General features: G+C 44.2%; 16 protein-coding genes. 6 read left to right on the top strand and 10 right to left on the bottom strand.

Features of this window, described 5'->3' with window-relative positions; all coding sequences use genetic code 11:
- Nucleotides 1-67: 67 nt before the first annotated feature.
- From BMX79_RS08090 to BMX79_RS08050, 9 genes are all read right to left on the bottom strand, one after another.
- The gene (locus BMX79_RS08090; RefSeq protein ID WP_091481326.1) at nt 68-481 is read right to left on the bottom strand and encodes a hypothetical protein; all 414 of its coding nucleotides are present in this window, start codon (nt 479-481) and stop codon (nt 68-70) included.
- A gap of 57 nt (nt 482-538) precedes the next feature.
- The gene (locus BMX79_RS08085) at nt 539-952 is read right to left on the bottom strand and encodes a hypothetical protein (protein ID WP_091481323.1); all 414 of its coding nucleotides are present in this window, start codon (nt 950-952) and stop codon (nt 539-541) included.
- Nucleotides 953-994: 42 nt separating this feature from the next.
- Nucleotides 995-1,441, bottom strand: coding sequence for a hypothetical protein (locus tag BMX79_RS08080; protein ID WP_091481321.1), 447 nt, complete (start codon nt 1,439-1,441; stop codon nt 995-997).
- Between the two features lie 62 nt (nt 1,442-1,503).
- The gene (locus BMX79_RS08075) at nt 1,504-1,764 is read right to left on the bottom strand and encodes a hypothetical protein (RefSeq protein ID WP_091481318.1); all 261 of its coding nucleotides are present in this window, start codon (nt 1,762-1,764) and stop codon (nt 1,504-1,506) included.
- Between the two features lie 427 nt (nt 1,765-2,191).
- Entirely contained in the window at nt 2,192-3,148 is a 957-nt protein-coding gene (locus BMX79_RS08070) for a glutathione S-transferase family protein (RefSeq protein ID WP_091481316.1), read from the bottom strand.
- A 29-nt stretch (nt 3,149-3,177) separates the two neighbouring features.
- Nucleotides 3,178-3,558 carry a VOC family protein gene (locus BMX79_RS08065; protein WP_091481313.1) on the bottom strand — a complete coding sequence of 127 codons (381 nt, stop codon included), beginning with the start codon at nt 3,556-3,558 and terminating at the stop codon, nt 3,178-3,180.
- A gap of 127 nt (nt 3,559-3,685) precedes the next feature.
- The gene (locus BMX79_RS08060) at nt 3,686-4,591 is read right to left on the bottom strand and encodes a DUF4349 domain-containing protein (protein WP_091481311.1); all 906 of its coding nucleotides are present in this window, start codon (nt 4,589-4,591) and stop codon (nt 3,686-3,688) included.
- Nucleotides 4,592-4,726: 135 nt separating this feature from the next.
- Nucleotides 4,727-6,025 (bottom strand): flavin monoamine oxidase family protein, encoded by a 1,299-nt coding sequence (locus BMX79_RS08055; RefSeq protein ID WP_091481309.1) that lies wholly within the window; start codon nt 6,023-6,025, stop codon nt 4,727-4,729.
- 715 nt (nt 6,026-6,740) lie between these two features.
- Nucleotides 6,741-8,423 carry a methyl-accepting chemotaxis protein gene (locus BMX79_RS08050; protein WP_091481306.1) on the bottom strand — a complete coding sequence of 561 codons (1,683 nt, stop codon included), beginning with the start codon at nt 8,421-8,423 and terminating at the stop codon, nt 6,741-6,743.
- A 380-nt stretch (nt 8,424-8,803) separates the two neighbouring features.
- On the opposite strand from BMX79_RS08050, the gene BMX79_RS08045 reads away from it, so the two are divergent.
- Nucleotides 8,804-9,184 carry a VOC family protein gene (locus BMX79_RS08045; RefSeq protein ID WP_091481303.1) on the top strand — a complete coding sequence of 127 codons (381 nt, stop codon included), beginning with the start codon at nt 8,804-8,806 and terminating at the stop codon, nt 9,182-9,184.
- Nucleotides 9,185-9,357: 173 nt separating this feature from the next.
- Here BMX79_RS08045 and BMX79_RS08040 read toward each other — a convergent pair whose 3' ends face one another.
- Entirely contained in the window at nt 9,358-9,909 is a 552-nt protein-coding gene (locus BMX79_RS08040; RefSeq protein ID WP_091481301.1) for an NAD(P)H-dependent oxidoreductase, read from the bottom strand.
- Between the two features lie 102 nt (nt 9,910-10,011).
- On the opposite strand from BMX79_RS08040, the gene BMX79_RS08035 reads away from it, so the two are divergent.
- The 5 genes from BMX79_RS08035 to BMX79_RS08015 all read left to right on the top strand — a co-directional run bounded on the left by BMX79_RS08035 (nt 10,012) and on the right by BMX79_RS08015 (nt 14,646).
- Nucleotides 10,012-10,818: a MerR family transcriptional regulator gene (locus tag BMX79_RS08035; RefSeq protein WP_091481298.1), complete on the top strand. Its 807-nt coding sequence runs from the start codon at nt 10,012-10,014 to the stop codon at nt 10,816-10,818.
- 226 nt (nt 10,819-11,044) lie between these two features.
- On the top strand, nt 11,045-11,956 hold the full coding sequence (locus tag BMX79_RS08030; RefSeq protein ID WP_091481294.1) for an ABC transporter ATP-binding protein: 912 nt from the start codon (nt 11,045-11,047) through the stop codon (nt 11,954-11,956).
- Between the two features lie 12 nt (nt 11,957-11,968).
- Nucleotides 11,969-12,970, top strand: coding sequence for an ABC transporter permease (locus tag BMX79_RS08025; RefSeq protein WP_091481292.1), 1,002 nt, complete (start codon nt 11,969-11,971; stop codon nt 12,968-12,970).
- A 21-nt stretch (nt 12,971-12,991) separates the two neighbouring features.
- A complete protein-coding gene (locus tag BMX79_RS08020) occupies nt 12,992-13,825 on the top strand; it encodes a GDSL-type esterase/lipase family protein (RefSeq protein ID WP_091481289.1) in 834 nt (277 codons plus the stop codon).
- Between the two features lie 62 nt (nt 13,826-13,887).
- Nucleotides 13,888-14,646, top strand: a complete 759-nt coding sequence (locus BMX79_RS08015; RefSeq protein WP_170231003.1) for a GDSL-type esterase/lipase family protein — start codon at nt 13,888-13,890, stop codon at nt 14,644-14,646.
- The last annotated feature ends 110 nt before the right edge of the window (nt 14,647-14,756 follow it).

Genomic DNA, 14,756 nt, shown 5'->3' with positions numbered 1-14,756 from the left:
TCTTTGTATGTACAGGTAACGTGAGTGCTCAAACAGCCTGTGGAGGTTCCCCTTCATTCGTTAGTGGTTAAACCTTATGTAAGTCGAATGAATCAAATACCAGATAAGGAAGCAGCATGACTCCCCATGATATGATTCCTGCAGAGATGAACAACGCCCAGCTTGATCCAGATTCCAGCACCCTATCTGCATATAGTCTCTCGCTGAGAACTGTACCAATGATAGCTGCAATCCCAATACATAGCGGCCACCACAGCGCCCACTGTTTCATTGTTAATCTGACGCAATCCCCTGGACTGATTCTAAGTTTATTGCTCTTTATTCTGTACTGCTTTACCTGAAGAACAGACTGCTGCCTATTCAGTTTAATATGCTTTGTTTCTCCATTGGCAATTTTCCCAACGACATCGCCATCCAGCCTCAACGAAAACTGTGTGCCTTTCTCCCATAAATGTTCCTGTCTGATTACTTTGACCTGCACTGTATCTCTCCTTTTTTAATATAAGTACCCAATCTATGCTAGGACTGCAAGTTGTGCTTATTCCTTGTACAGGATATATTTTTCATATAACAAGTTGGGGAGAATGATCAGAAGACTGATTATCAATACAGTTACTCCACCAATCATCCAGACAGACAACTCTTCCAGGACATTATGCAGGCGAAGCTGAGAAATGATGAATAGACTAAGGAAAGTAATGAGCCCAGTGAAAACTGGTTCCCAGTATACCCACTTATTAAACATAATTTTGACTGTGTCACCTGGACTGACCGTCAGCTTGTTGCTTCTTGTACCCTGATACTTAACCTGCAGCACGGACTGTTCTGTGTCCACAGTGATTTCTTCAGTCGCTCCATTGCTGATCTTGCCGACTACCTCTCCATCCACTACCAGTTTCAATCTAGCCAGACTTGCATAGAAGCGATCCGGTCTGGTTACTTTGATTTTCATTTATTCAATCCTTCCGTGTCTCTTCCAGATAGTCTCACATGCTTACTGAAACTTATGATCCCTGTATTCTACCTTGTCATTATCGTTAAAAATAACGAAGGTATCAAAAAGCATTCTCGGTATCCCTGAGATGAACGCAGCCAAAGGTATAATCAGCAGAAAGAACCAGAATGGTCGCCCTTCAAATATACCCATTGACTGAAAATAATCATATGTAAACAATAATATCGTGAATATCACTGCCTGAACAAGTGGCATAATATAAGCCCACAGACTCGCTTCCGTATCAATTTGATCCCCATCAGATACTCTCAGCTTGTTACTTTTAGCGGTCAGCTGTTTCAGTTGAAGCACTGCTTCCTGTTTAGTCAGCTCAATGTCGACGGTCTCATCCCCGTTTATTTCCGCGACAACTGCCCCATCCAGCCTGACCTTCACTTTGCTGTTTCCTGTAAAATAACGTTTTGGTCTCGTCAATGTAACTTTCATCAGTCTTTCCCCCTCATTGTATAAAGGCTTTAGTTTAAATTATCGGAACAGTTTTTTCCACATTAAGATATTATATTGATAAATGACACACTTAAAACAGTCAGCCATATAATAAGCAACACAATAAATCCTATTCGAGAGTACTGGTCCCTTCTAGTCAAAACAAGAGCCCCACTCTGTGAAAAAAGGATAAAGGCTACTTCGTTCATTTCTTTGCCTTGAAAAATACCTATAAATAGAATAATTACTGCAGCTGTTATAACCGCATAGTTTCCGCGCTTAAATGCTTTTAGCTCTCTAAGTACTTCTTCTTTGTTATCCAATTAAACACCTCTTTTCATCACTGTTATCTGGTCCAATTGTAAAGATAATGGCGATGGTTTTCAATCGGATTAATGTATATTTTTTACTAATATTATCGTTCATTAATTGAAAACAATGATTCTCTTTTTAGTGTCCACTCAACTGGAATTTTATTCCGACTGGTCAATTATCTCTGATTTACTGCCTGCTCAGATAAAAAGTAAGTTTCACTTGTCCATAGTCTGCGGTCTTTTGACCACTCATTTAAGATTTGTATTTGGGTGGACATTAATCAATAAATCACTGCCCACTCATAGACTAATTACGATTGAGTGGGTAATAAAAGGCTAAAACCTACCCCGAGCTCCATCGATCAGCTTGAAGTAAAACTGTTAATTTAAATAAAGAAATAGCCTTCCAGCGATCTGGAAGGCTACCTTATTTTAATTAGAGACTGAAGTCCAATTCTGGTCCAACGGGAACGATGCCTGTCGGATTGATGTTCTTATGGCTGCGGAAGTAGTGTTCTTTGATATGTCTGAAGTTGATCGTATCGGAAACGCCAGGCATATTGTAGAGTTCTCTTGTCAGGCGCCATAGATTGTCGTAATCCACCAGACGTCTGATGTTGCATTTGAAGTGTGTATAGTAGACACTGTCGAAACGGACGAGTGTCGTAAAGAGTCTCAAATCGGCTTCTGTCACCTGGTCACCTGTCAGATAACGAGTTTTCCCAAGACGCTCTTCCATTTCATCGAGCGCTTCGAACAGTCTAGTAACTTCTTCATTGTAGACATCCTGTTTAGTCGCGAAACCAGCTTTATAGACACCATTATTAATGGCCCCGTAAACTCTGTCGTTGATGGCATCAATGTCGTCACGCAAGTTTTCAGGATAGTAGTCGCCTTCTTTGGCGCCCACTTCGTCAAAGGCTGAGTTCAGCATACGCATGATTTCTGATGATTCATTATTGACGATCTTGTCCTGCTTCAAGTCATACAGTACAGGCACAGTAACTCGTCCGCTGTATTCCGGTTCTACATGCGTATAGATTTCATACAGGTAGTCCGCATCGATAAGCGGATCTTTAACGACCCCTTCATCGTCTTCAAAAGTCCAGCCGTGTTCAGCCATCAATGGATGCACCACTGACACAGAAATCAAGTCTTCAAGGCCTTTCAGTTTACGCATGATCATGGTTCGGTTAGCCCACGGACATGCGTTTGAAATGTATAAATGATAGCGCCCGGCTTCAGCCTTAAATCCGCCTTCACCACTTGGTCCCGCGCTGCCGTCAGGTGTCACCCAGTTTCTGAACTGCGACTCTTCTCGGATAAACCGTCCGTCATTTTTTTCCGTATCGTACCACTTGTCGTGCCACTTTCCATCTACTAATAATCCCATAATATCCTCCTTATATGATTGCTTTCCTGTCAGCCCGCCATGATTTCGATCAGGTTGCCTTCAGGGTCCTCAATAACTGCTTCATAATAGCCGTCTCCAGTCATTCGCGGACCGTTGAGCAGAGCATATCCATCTGCCTGCAGTCTCTCTACCATCCTGTCAACAGCATCCTTGTCTCCGACAGATAGAGCCAGATGGGCATACCCGAAACTTTCTGCCGCTTCTTTCGAAATATCTTCGCGATGCATTAGTTCCAGACGACTGCCTGATTCAAAGGTCAGAAAAAAAGAAGTAAACTGCTTCTTTGGATTATGATACTTTTCCCCACTCTGCGCCTTGAAATACGTTTCGTAAAAAGCCCTCATCGTTTCCAGGTCTTTCGTCCACATGCCGACATGCTCGATTCTCACATTGATCCCTCGCTGACTGTTATTATTCTTCACTACCCATTATAGTAAATGTTCCCAATTTAAACTAATCATATGCAAAGTCGAATGGTAAAGATAATTTCTCTGCCACCCTCGATCAAATTAATCATTACCGACGCTTCCTGTTTTTCACTCGTTTAGTAATGAACCAGATCAGCCACCCGACGAGGCCGGTGACGATGATGAATGGGAGAGCATAGATAAGGAAAATGACCAGGTCCTGCAAGATGTAGTAGAAGGCATAAAATGAGTCGACAATGGCATCCTGAATCCTTCTGAAGAATGAAATGCCATCTCCACGTTCGCCTGACAGACGAGGACGTTCCGTTACGGTAAGGTAAACTGACGTATAGTCGATCAGATCATCATAATAATCTAGCTGGGACTGCAGACTTTCTCTTTCTGCAATCGTCTGGCTCAAGCTGTCTTCAATCTGAATGATTTCTTCGATCGTCTCGGCCTGATCCAGCAGCTCGTTCAGACGTTCTTCCTTGTTTTCCAGAACCTGCACTCTAGCTTCGGTGTCTCTATAGAACTGCGTGACATCTTCAGTTCCCATCTGCTCACTGATTTTCTGGGCTTGTACACCTTCCAAATCATTCAGAAAAGCCGTCAGATTTTCCGTTGGTACACGCAGGGTGTAATCAATCATTCTGTATTGTCTGGAGGCTCCGCCACCAGGTGTATGGCTGGATTCATACGAATGTTCGATAAATGCGTCGTGCCGCGTGACCAATTCGCGAATATAAGAGACTGTCTCAGTAAACTCGACCGTTTCAAAGTCCATATTAGCCGTACGGATGACTTTTTCTCCAATCAGCCGTTCACCTGAACTTTCCGGTGATTCCCCAATTTCTTCAGCCAGATCCATATCTGCCGAGTCTTCCATCATCATGGACCCGCCATCAGAGCCTGCACTTTCATCTCTGGTGTCACTAAAGTCCCCATCGGATTCTGAGGCACAGGCTGTCAGAAGAAAAACTGCCATAAGTAAAATACTCCGCTTTAACCTCATCTCTACTCACTCCTTATTTCTAATCTGATTATTTACACTCATCATACGCCTAAGTCTGTGAAAAAGATACAGGGCGATGAACATAAATCTATGGTTGTTCATCACCCTGTCTACTGGTTCAATATTATAACTAAATCAACGTTTGTCTGATCGGTCGACCAGGTTGATTATCTTCTCTGCTGCAGACTTTCCTGAGCGGAGTGCCCCTTCCATAAAACCTGGAAAAGCTTCAGCCAGCTCTGTACTTGCAAAGATGGATAACTGAAAAGGCGTTCGCAGTTTATCAGGCGATTCCGGCAACCCCGCCACATGCACCTGCGCACTGTATCCTCCCCCATAATATGGATGGTCGACCCAGATGCTTTCTCTGTAATCCAAGTATTCCTCCACCTGATCACCCAGAACGTCTCTCATTCTGTTCAGCACAAACTGGTGACGATCCTGTTCTGACCGGTCCACCCAGTCTTTCGCCAGATCTCCTCCTATAAAGACCGTTAATCTTGGATGATCACCCTCCTTTGAAGAGTCGGAAACACTTAGTCCGTCGTAAGCCCCATATACGATTCCTTCTACAGGCACAGCTTCCCCGTCCATTTCATAGTCATGCCAGAATGGGTGCTCATACGTAAGGGAAACTTTAATGACCGATCCGTCGATGTAGCTAGTCAGAAACGGCTCATAATAAGTCTTCAGCTCTTCCTGAAACTTGATGCGGCTTCCGGCTGATGGAGGAATCGCAAAAATGACTGCTTCAGCATAATGACTATGGCCATTCCCAGTATTTAACCTATATAGACCATCTTCATATCCTACAGATTCAACTGGGTGCTTGAACTGGATCTCTTCTTTCAGCTGAGACGACAGATAATCGATCACCTGTTTGAGTGGTCCGGATGCCTGATGTGTAAGATCATCCAGTTCAGATGCGTACCGCTCACTCGTATCAAGAAAGCTTTCGGCAAGAATGTGCTCGGTACTGACAGTTGATTCCTCAGTGAAAAAGCTCTTGGCTATAGCTTCTTCCTGTTCGTTTTCTACCCAGTCTTCTATCGTCTGGGCCAGAGAAAGTCGCGTGTCAGTCTCGCTATGAACAATTTCTTCATCGACGGATTCGATGAACGCGCCAACGTCCGTCCGTGTTTTTGCGTGCAGGTAGACACTGTCTGGCTTCGAAACGGTACGCTTTAAATGCATCCCGCTTTCTTCGATCAGTCGGGTCAGCTCAGTCATATCCTTATTGACAAACTGTGCTCCCAGTTCCAGAGCATACTCTCCCTGCTCGTTAGATCCTGAATAAACTTTTCCTCCGGCCCGGTCTGTAGCCTCAAGAATTTTGTAACTCAGTCCGCTGCCATCAACCACACTAGCGGCTGATAAACCGGCTAATCCCGCTCCAACAATAATGACTTCCACTGCTTCTGTTTCTCTACTCATTGTGTAACCCCCGTAACTCTTTCTAGCAGCGCATAATTCAAAGTGCTTGTGTTCTGCCTATTCACTCTTATCTTAGCACACGCTTTTGTAAAGGCTAGACTTTCTTCACTAAAAACGTCCGAAAAGGAGAAGTCTTTTATGACTACTCTTATCTATCTAAAGGCAGTTGAATCTGCCTGAGCAGATTCTTCATTCTTAAAGGGCTTTTCCTGCTTTTTTAGTCGAGTAATTCAGCTATGCTATTCATTATGCCTGTTTAGCTCTACCTAAAGAGAGTTCCATGCTTCTGAAATCACAGTAGTCTTGTTTTACTTTTAGTTCCGACATTTTTTCTGGCGGATAGCTGTCACTAGATCCTTTTTAGCTGGAGCTTATTTCTTTCTATGAAGTTAAACTATCATTAGCCCCCTTCTAGCTGTAGCTTAATTATTTTTATTGCGCAAAGCTGCCTCTAGGCACCTTCTAGCGGCAAGTTAATTTAAATGATACGCCTGAACTATAACTAGAATCACCCTAGCTCCATTTCCATCTCAGCCGTATGAGCTGAACTATAAGTAGATAATCCATCCCTGCATCTTCGACTCGAAACGACCTCCGGAACTGCATTTAGCCTCTGTTTCTGATGTCATTCCCACCCCTGGATAAAGAAAAAACCCGGACTGGGCGATCACCTGATCACTCAATCCGGGTTAAATCCCTTATTATTCTACTAGTCCTATAGTTCGAAGCGTTCGACCAGCTGGTTCAGTTCTTCCGCCAGACGGGCCAGTTCTTCTGAGCTTGCGGAGACTTCCTGCATCGTGCTGTTTGACTGTTGAGCAGATGCCGACGTCTGTTCGATACCCGCAGCCGACTCTTCAGAAATCGACGCAATCTCTTCTACACTGGAACTCATATTGACCGTCTGTTCCTTGTTGTCTGCCAGCTTTTCAGTAATTCTTCGGATCGTCTGTTCCATATGTTCTACAGAAGATGAAATACTGTTGAAGGTCTTCCCGGTCTCCTGAATCTGAGTAGTTCCTTTCTGCACTTCACTGTACCCATTTTCCAGTGCACCGACAACTTGCGCAGATTCTTCCTGCATGCGTCTGACGATGTCAGTAATTTCCACAACGGAGCCTGAGACTTCTTCAGACAATTTTCTGACTTCATCAGCTACTACAGCGAAGCCTTTGCCCTGCTCGCCGGCACGTGCCGCTTCAATCGCTGCGTTAAGTGCCAGAAGATTCGTCTGTTCAGCAATTCCTTCTATGACAGTGACCAGTTCGGAAACTTCGCTGGATTTCGTATCCAGTCCTCTCATTCCTTCGACAGACTGCTTGACTATCTCATCGATGGTCTGCATTTGTGTGACTGAGGTGTCCATCATCAGACGCCCTTCATCTGTCAGACCGCGTACTTTAGTGGAGGTCTGATAAATGCGCTCACTCTCATCAACTGACTGCTCGATCGTGTGAACGAAGGCACTCATACTCTCAGAAAGGTCGCTGGTATAGGTAGCCTGCGACTCCGATCCGGATGCGAGCTCCTGCATGGTTATCGCAATCTGGTCGGCTCCCTGGACGACTTCATTAGTCGACTGAGTCAATTCTTCACTGGAACTCAGCACATGTACCGTTGCATTCGATACAGATGTAATAATATGACGCAGTTCTTCCTGCATCTTGTTCGTCGCTTGTTCAAGCATGCCGATTTCATCTTTACGTTTGGTGCGAATCGTCTGACCCGTCAGCTTGCCATCCGCAACATCGTTCAGTTTGCTTGAGATGGAGGTCAGCGGGCGTCCAATAATCCGTCCCATGAATATGCCAACCACAATGGCAAAAACTGTGGCCAGGATACTTGCGAAAAATATAATACTTCTGAGGTTAACAAATACAGACTGATTCTGACTGTAGGCTTGTTCAGATAAGGTTTCTTTCATCTCAAGAAGCTCGTTCAGGTGCATGTTGGCCGCTCCATACCAGGCGCCGGCACGTCGGATGCCATTCATTGCTTCGGTGAAGTCCTGTTCTGCCAGAGAATCTCCCGTTTCATATAGATTTTCAGAGTAGTTGACCCACGTTCTGTTCAGTTCGTCGACAAGGACCGCTTCTTCGTCATAAAGCTGGCGATTACTATATTCAGCTAGCAGCTCTTCGATTCGATCGATATTCTCAAGCGCCGGTTCTCCTCTGGAAGGATCAGCGTTAATGACCCCTGTCAGCATATGCACCCGAGTATTTTCCATCAGCTGGGCAATTTCAGATAGAATGATCGTCGGCTGTACCCGTTCCGTGTAAAGCTCATTAGAATTATCGTTCATTCTTTGAAGTCCGAAAAGCGACAAACCTCCCAGTACCAGCACGATGACCGCTAGTATCAGATACGATCCAAGTAATTTCGTTGTAATTTTCAAATAATTTCCCCCAGTTCTTACCTATGTATGTTAGCCTACTCTCAACGGCTACCTATTTATAATCGGAATATCCTACAATTAATTAACTAAAATGAAAGTTTTCTTACCTAACAAACTTACAGGTATACGTTTTCACTATTTTCATTTAGAGAGCCCGTGCTCCGCAGTTAACTCAGCAAATAAGTAAATTAAAACTAGTCATTTATTTATTGAAGGAATTCAAGTCCAAATATCGAGTATATGATAAACTTACGTTATGATAGCGTATAATTAAAAACTGCTTCTTTATTCAGCTAATGAGCAGGAGAATACAACAGAAAAACTGGCGTTAGCATGCGTAAAAATAATAGAAATAAAAAATCAAATAAGAGGTGTTTTTAATGGAACTGACTCATACTCGATTACTAGTAGACAATTACAAAGAATGTTTCCTATTTTATAGTGATGTTATGGGCTTTGAGGTTTCTTGGGGAAATGAACATTCTAATTATGCTGATTTCAAATTTAATGGTGCTGCTTTAGGAATCTTTGAACGTAAACAGATGCTTGAAGCAATAGGACAAGATTATTCTACTGATGCTAGAAAAGATGATAGAACAGTTTTAATCTTCAAAGTAGACAGCGTTGAAGAAACTTATCAGAAATTAAAAAACAAAGTCTCCTTTATCAGTAAACCAACCGAACAGGAAGATTGGGGCATCAAAGTTGCTCATTTTAGGGACCCTTCTGGTTCACTAATAGAAATCTATGAGCCGTTCTAATCCGGCTTCATTCTTAAATAAAAAAATGAAAGCGCTCGTTGTAGAGGGTGAAATCCAGACGGAAACTTTATTCATATAATATTTTCCGTTTTTTTAAACCATTAACATAGAGCTTGAGCAGTTTTCATTAAAAAAGGCCCTTCCCGATGGCAGGAAGAGCCTGAATATCACTATTACATTACCAGACTTTTTCTGATGTTCCTCAGATACTTCGTACTCATGGCCCAGTGTAAATAATCGTTTACGTGGTCCGTGATCATGTTCTCTATATCCGGCTTGGTTTCCCATTCGACAAAGGTATATTTCGGCACAAAGATATCGGTCGCGGGCAAGGCCAGATCATATTTAAGAAGACAGATATTCAGCTGCTCCATTGTATGGCTCTTTTCTTCCTGCTCACCAAAACAGATCGTCATGACGGATTTATGCTGCAGTTCCCTATGAATATGGCTGAAGAACGACTGGTAACTCTCCGGTACCCCTTCTGAGAAGGTAGGCAGAACAAAAACGAAGCCATCTTTCTCATTGAACTTTTTCAGTCCTTTTTCAGTCAAATTCCATTCGCCGTCAAGAGACTGATTGTACTTTTCCAAATCGATCAATTCAAATGAGGTGCCATAAGCCCGCTTCCCGATTTTTTTCAGGTACGGAAGAACGGTCTTTGCTACTGTCCGGCATTCTTTCCATTTTTCTACACCTAATACTACGATACCAATTCTCAGCATGATACTGTCCCCTTTCACTCTAATGACGCTTACTGATCATTGACTATCTTAAGTATAAAGGTTACAGTAACTGTAGAGTCAAGGGGGAGGACTGATTATCTTATGAAGAAAAAGAACAGCCTCAGAATCGCCGAACTGGCTGAGCTAGTGGACATCAATAAACGGACGCTGCATTACTATGACGAAATAGGTCTCTTCTCACCTGAATTCAAAGGAGAGAACGACTACCGTTACTACACGTTGAAACAAGTATTTGACTTAAGTCTGATCCTTTCACTGAAGGAACTGAATATGCCTCTGGCTGAAATCAAAAAGGTCCTTTCAGGAGACTTATATGATTTCAAGCTGTCACTTCAGAACAGGCTCAATGATGTCGACCGCAAACTGGAGGAACTGGAACGCATCAGGCATACGATTGACAGAAAGCTTCACTACATCAGTATTGCTGAACGGCCGCATATGGAAGTGGAACTGATTTCTTGCACGGCAGACCATCTCCTGCTCAGTCATCCGATGGAAAACCGTTCTCCGACAGACTGGATTATGGATGCTATTGCCTTCGTTCATGACAAGGATCTGCACTTTCTTGCCAATAACGAATATGGCACCCTTATCGACGTGGATAAAAAGCTCGAGAATCCTTTTGCTGAACAGTACGATTACTTCTACATCAAAGCCGCTTCTTCTGAATCAGCTACTCATACCAAACCGGCTGGCAGTTACCTTCGCATCGTCTTTCAAGGTCCTGAAGAAGAGCTGCATCAGCCTTACCAAAAACTGATCGATTTCAGCAGACAGCATACTCTGCCACTCGATGGCTACTTCTATGAACGTGCCCTGCATGATACCGTCCATGACAACCAGACGAATCTGATCACTGAAATACAAGTTAGGGTGAAAAACGTTTAGATCGGAATCTGCTTTCTTTCTGCTGGTTAGTCAATAACCCTTTACTCATATCCCTATAGATAGTCAGCCCTCCGAGTACTTTCGAAAGCTGTCTGTCTTTTTTGCGTTCTGCTACAATACTTTACTTATATAATGCTACAATATAGACAACTCAATCCACACTGATTAACCTGCATTTTAAACTCGACTCACCCCTTTCGATTGACCTAATGAAAAGAGGCCTGTGATGAAATCATCTGTACTGAAGGTGTCGCACCTTGCCAAGAAAATTAAAAAGCTCCAGATTATTCACGACGTCAGTTTTGACATCAGAGAAGGCGAAATACTTGGTTTTCTTGGACCTAATGGGTCGGGAAAGACGACGACATTGCGGATGATCGTCGGATTGTCGAAACCTACTGGTGGAGACGTAACAATTTGCGGTCATTCTCTTAAAACCGACTATGTGAAAGCCATGTCCAACGTCGGCTGCATCATTGAAGGGCCGGATCTCTATGGCTACATGAGCGGCTACAAGAATCTCGAGCTGCTCGCCAATATGTCTGAGGGCGTGACTAAGCAGGACATTGATGACGCGGTCACTCTGGTTGGTATGGAGAAACGGATCCACGACAAAGTCGATGTTTATTCCATGGGCATGAAGCAGCGGGTCGGACTGGCACAGGCTCTCATTCATAAGCCGAGACTGCTGATTCTTGATGAACCAACAAATGGACTGGACCCTCAAGGCATCCATGAGTTCAGAGAAATCGTCAAGAAGCTGGCCAGAGAAACCGGGATATCCGTCCTCGTTTCCTCCCACCTGATCAGTGAAGTCCAGCTGATGTGCGACCGGGTGAGCATCATCAATAAAGGCCGGATCATAAAGAATGCGTCGGTCGAGGAGCTCGTGTCTACTGGCCAAGTCGTCTGGACCGTCGATCAGCCCTTAAAGGCTCAGACTTTTCTCAAGGAACGGTTCGCTCTTGATACAGTTCTTGAACACCAGACTCTGACTGCCCTGGTCGGTGTCGATCGGCTGCCGGGCATCAACCGCACCCTTGTAGAAGAGGGCTTTAAAATTACTTACGTTGACAATAAGAAACAGACACTCGAAAATCTTTTCTTATCCCTGACTGACAACAAATCGATCCAGTAGAGAGGTGAGGACATGACTGCTTTGACTAGAAACGAACTGCTTAAAATGCTTCTGAAGAAGAAAATGCTTCTGATCCTCTTTTTCCTGCTTATTTTTGTCAGCCTGTTTTCATACGGCCAGCAATATGCTTATGAAAGAAACCTGGAACAGTTTGAAGCTGAAACGGGAGAAGAGCTGCCAGACTGGAGAGATCTGGCGGACCGGAGACTTGATGATCTGGAATCACGGCGGGCCAATGAATCGATTCCGGAAAATGTCCGAACCTCATTTGACAGAGAAATCCAGCAGCTGACTTATTTCATCGAGAATGACATCAATCCGATCACACCGACGGCTTTTTCTTTCAATACTGAGTTTGCCGAGCAGGGCATCGTTTTGTTCATCCCTCTGCTGGTCATCATTCTGGCCGCCGATCTTGTATCAGGAGAGTTCTCGAATCGTACGGTGAAGATCCTTCTGACGCGCGCGGTTCCAAGGTGGAAAATCCTTCTGAGTAAATTTCTGGCCTTATTCATGATGACAACTATACTGGTCTTTCTCGTTGCCGTCTTATCCACTCTGGTCTCCTTCCTGTTTTTCGGTGAATGGGGAATCAACGAACCCGTTCTGACTGGCTTTACTTTATCAGAAGGCACGTTGATGTCGGACTCGACCATTCTCATTTCGCGCTGGCGCTACACGATTCTCATTTATTCTCTGGTCTGGTTCGTTTCGATCGTCATTGCATCCATTACTCTAATGGTCTCCGTGCTTGTAGACAGTAGTTCTTCAGCCATCGGCATCCTGATGGCTGCACTGATCGGTGGGCAGTTCCTGCAGTTCTTTCTCGCTGACTGGGAACTCGTCCAGTACTTCTTCGTAACGAATCTGGACCTGCCCCGTTACCTGACAGGGTCCTTTCAGCCTGTGGAAGGCATGACGCTCACCTTTTCGATTCTGACACTTGCGGTCTGGGCGGTCCTTTCTCTGATCATCGGATTCGTCCAGTTCAGCCGAAGAGATGTCCTTGTCTGATATCTTCAAAGGAGGATACCTATGTATAAAAAAATAATCTGGCCCGTAATCGTTCTGATCGCTTCGCTGTTAGCCCTGATCTTCCTCTCCGGTTTTGTCTATTCTGTCTTTATCACAACAGGCGATGACGAGCTTCCTGTCGACGAGCAGGCAGTACCGACAGATGACACAACTGAAGAACCGATAGCCGGCATGCCTGAAGAAGCTATCGGAGAACGATCGGTGATTGACCCAAACCCTGAAGAATGGGAAACCGTTCTGGTCATGGGCGATTCTTTAGGCTCAGGTGTCGGTGATGAAGACGGACTCGGCTTCGACCAGCGCTACCTAGAATTGCTCAGTCAGGATGACAGTCTGGAGCGTGAATTGACTAATATATCCGTCCCCGGTTTCGTGAGCAGTCAATTGGCGGATCAGCTCGACACTGGAGAATACGATTTAGATATTGAAACCGCTGATCTGATTCTGATTTCCATCGGCGGAAACGACTTGAACCGCCTGTACTTCCAGGATAATGAAACGATGATTGCAGAGTTCGATGAGACACTTTCGGCCTTTTTAAGTAATCTGGAATCTGTTCTGACAACTATTCGGTCACTTAATCCTGAAGCCCAGCTGGCACTGATTGGCTTGTATGATCCTTACAATTTAGAAGATCAGGAGATCAACCGCCTGCTTCTCGAATGGAATCATGCATCTCGTCTTGCTGCCAGTGCCGATGCTCGACTCGCCTATATCCCAACCTATGAAGCTTTTCAATACCATCTGGCTGATTACCTGTCAGATGATCTGTTTCACCCAAACGGAGCAGGCTACCAGACGATCGCCGAGTCACTTTATCAGGTACTGAACTGAGTTAGATAAATAACTATTACCGAACCAACCTGTTACTATTTTTTATGCAAGGAGAATTAACTATGAAAAAGAAAAAGCGGATCCTTCTGCTGTTAATTACAGTGGCTCTGCTAGCATCCATTACCTATATCGGTCTACCTATAATTGGAGATGAAGATGAAGGAGTACAGGAAGAGGATGAGTCTGAGCTAGTCGAAGAACCTGTTCCTCAAGAAGAAATCAACAATATCGTCATCCTCGGAGACTCTATAGGCTCCGGTGTTGGCGACCAAGAGAGCTCCGGCATCGGTGACCGGTACCTCGAGTTGATGGATCGGGACGGTGATGAGATTCTGACCAATCTGGCCATATCCGGGTACACCAGCAGCCAGCTTGTCGACTTGATTGAAACGGGAGAAAACAATGCGACTATTGCTGAAGCGGATCTGATCATCATCTCTATTGGTGGAAATGACTTGAACCGTCTGGCTTTTCAAAGAGATCTGGATCTGCCTGTTGCCTTCGAAGACACACTCAATGCCTATCTGGAAAATCTGGAAACCATTATTGGAGATATTCGTACACAAAACTCAGAAGCCGAAATAGCACTGATAGGTTTATATAACCCATACAGTCTGATCATTCCAGAACTGAGCGATTACCTTGTTGAATGGAACGACGATACCCGCTCGCTTGTAGAGTCACATCCTGGTTCCACTTATGTCCCGACCTTTGATCTGTTCCAGGATCAGATGGAAGACTTTCTCTATACGGATTACTTCCACCCAAATGAAGAAGGCTATCAGGCCATAGCTGAACAGCTTTATACTTTGATAAACTAGATGTTCAATTAATCGTTAGTAAAATTGATGTCCTGTGTAGCGAATAAAATGGAATAATCGAAAAGCTTAAAGGAAAGACCACCTTGTCCCCCCTTTGAGCTTTCTTTTTT

The sequence above is a fragment of the Alkalibacterium pelagium genome, assembly GCF_900109325.1.
In the GTDB taxonomy this organism is placed as follows: Bacteria; Bacillota; Bacilli; order Lactobacillales; family Carnobacteriaceae_A; genus Alkalibacterium; species Alkalibacterium pelagium.
Note: the sequence above shows the minus strand (reverse complement) of the source record. Positions and strands in the feature narration are given on the sequence as shown.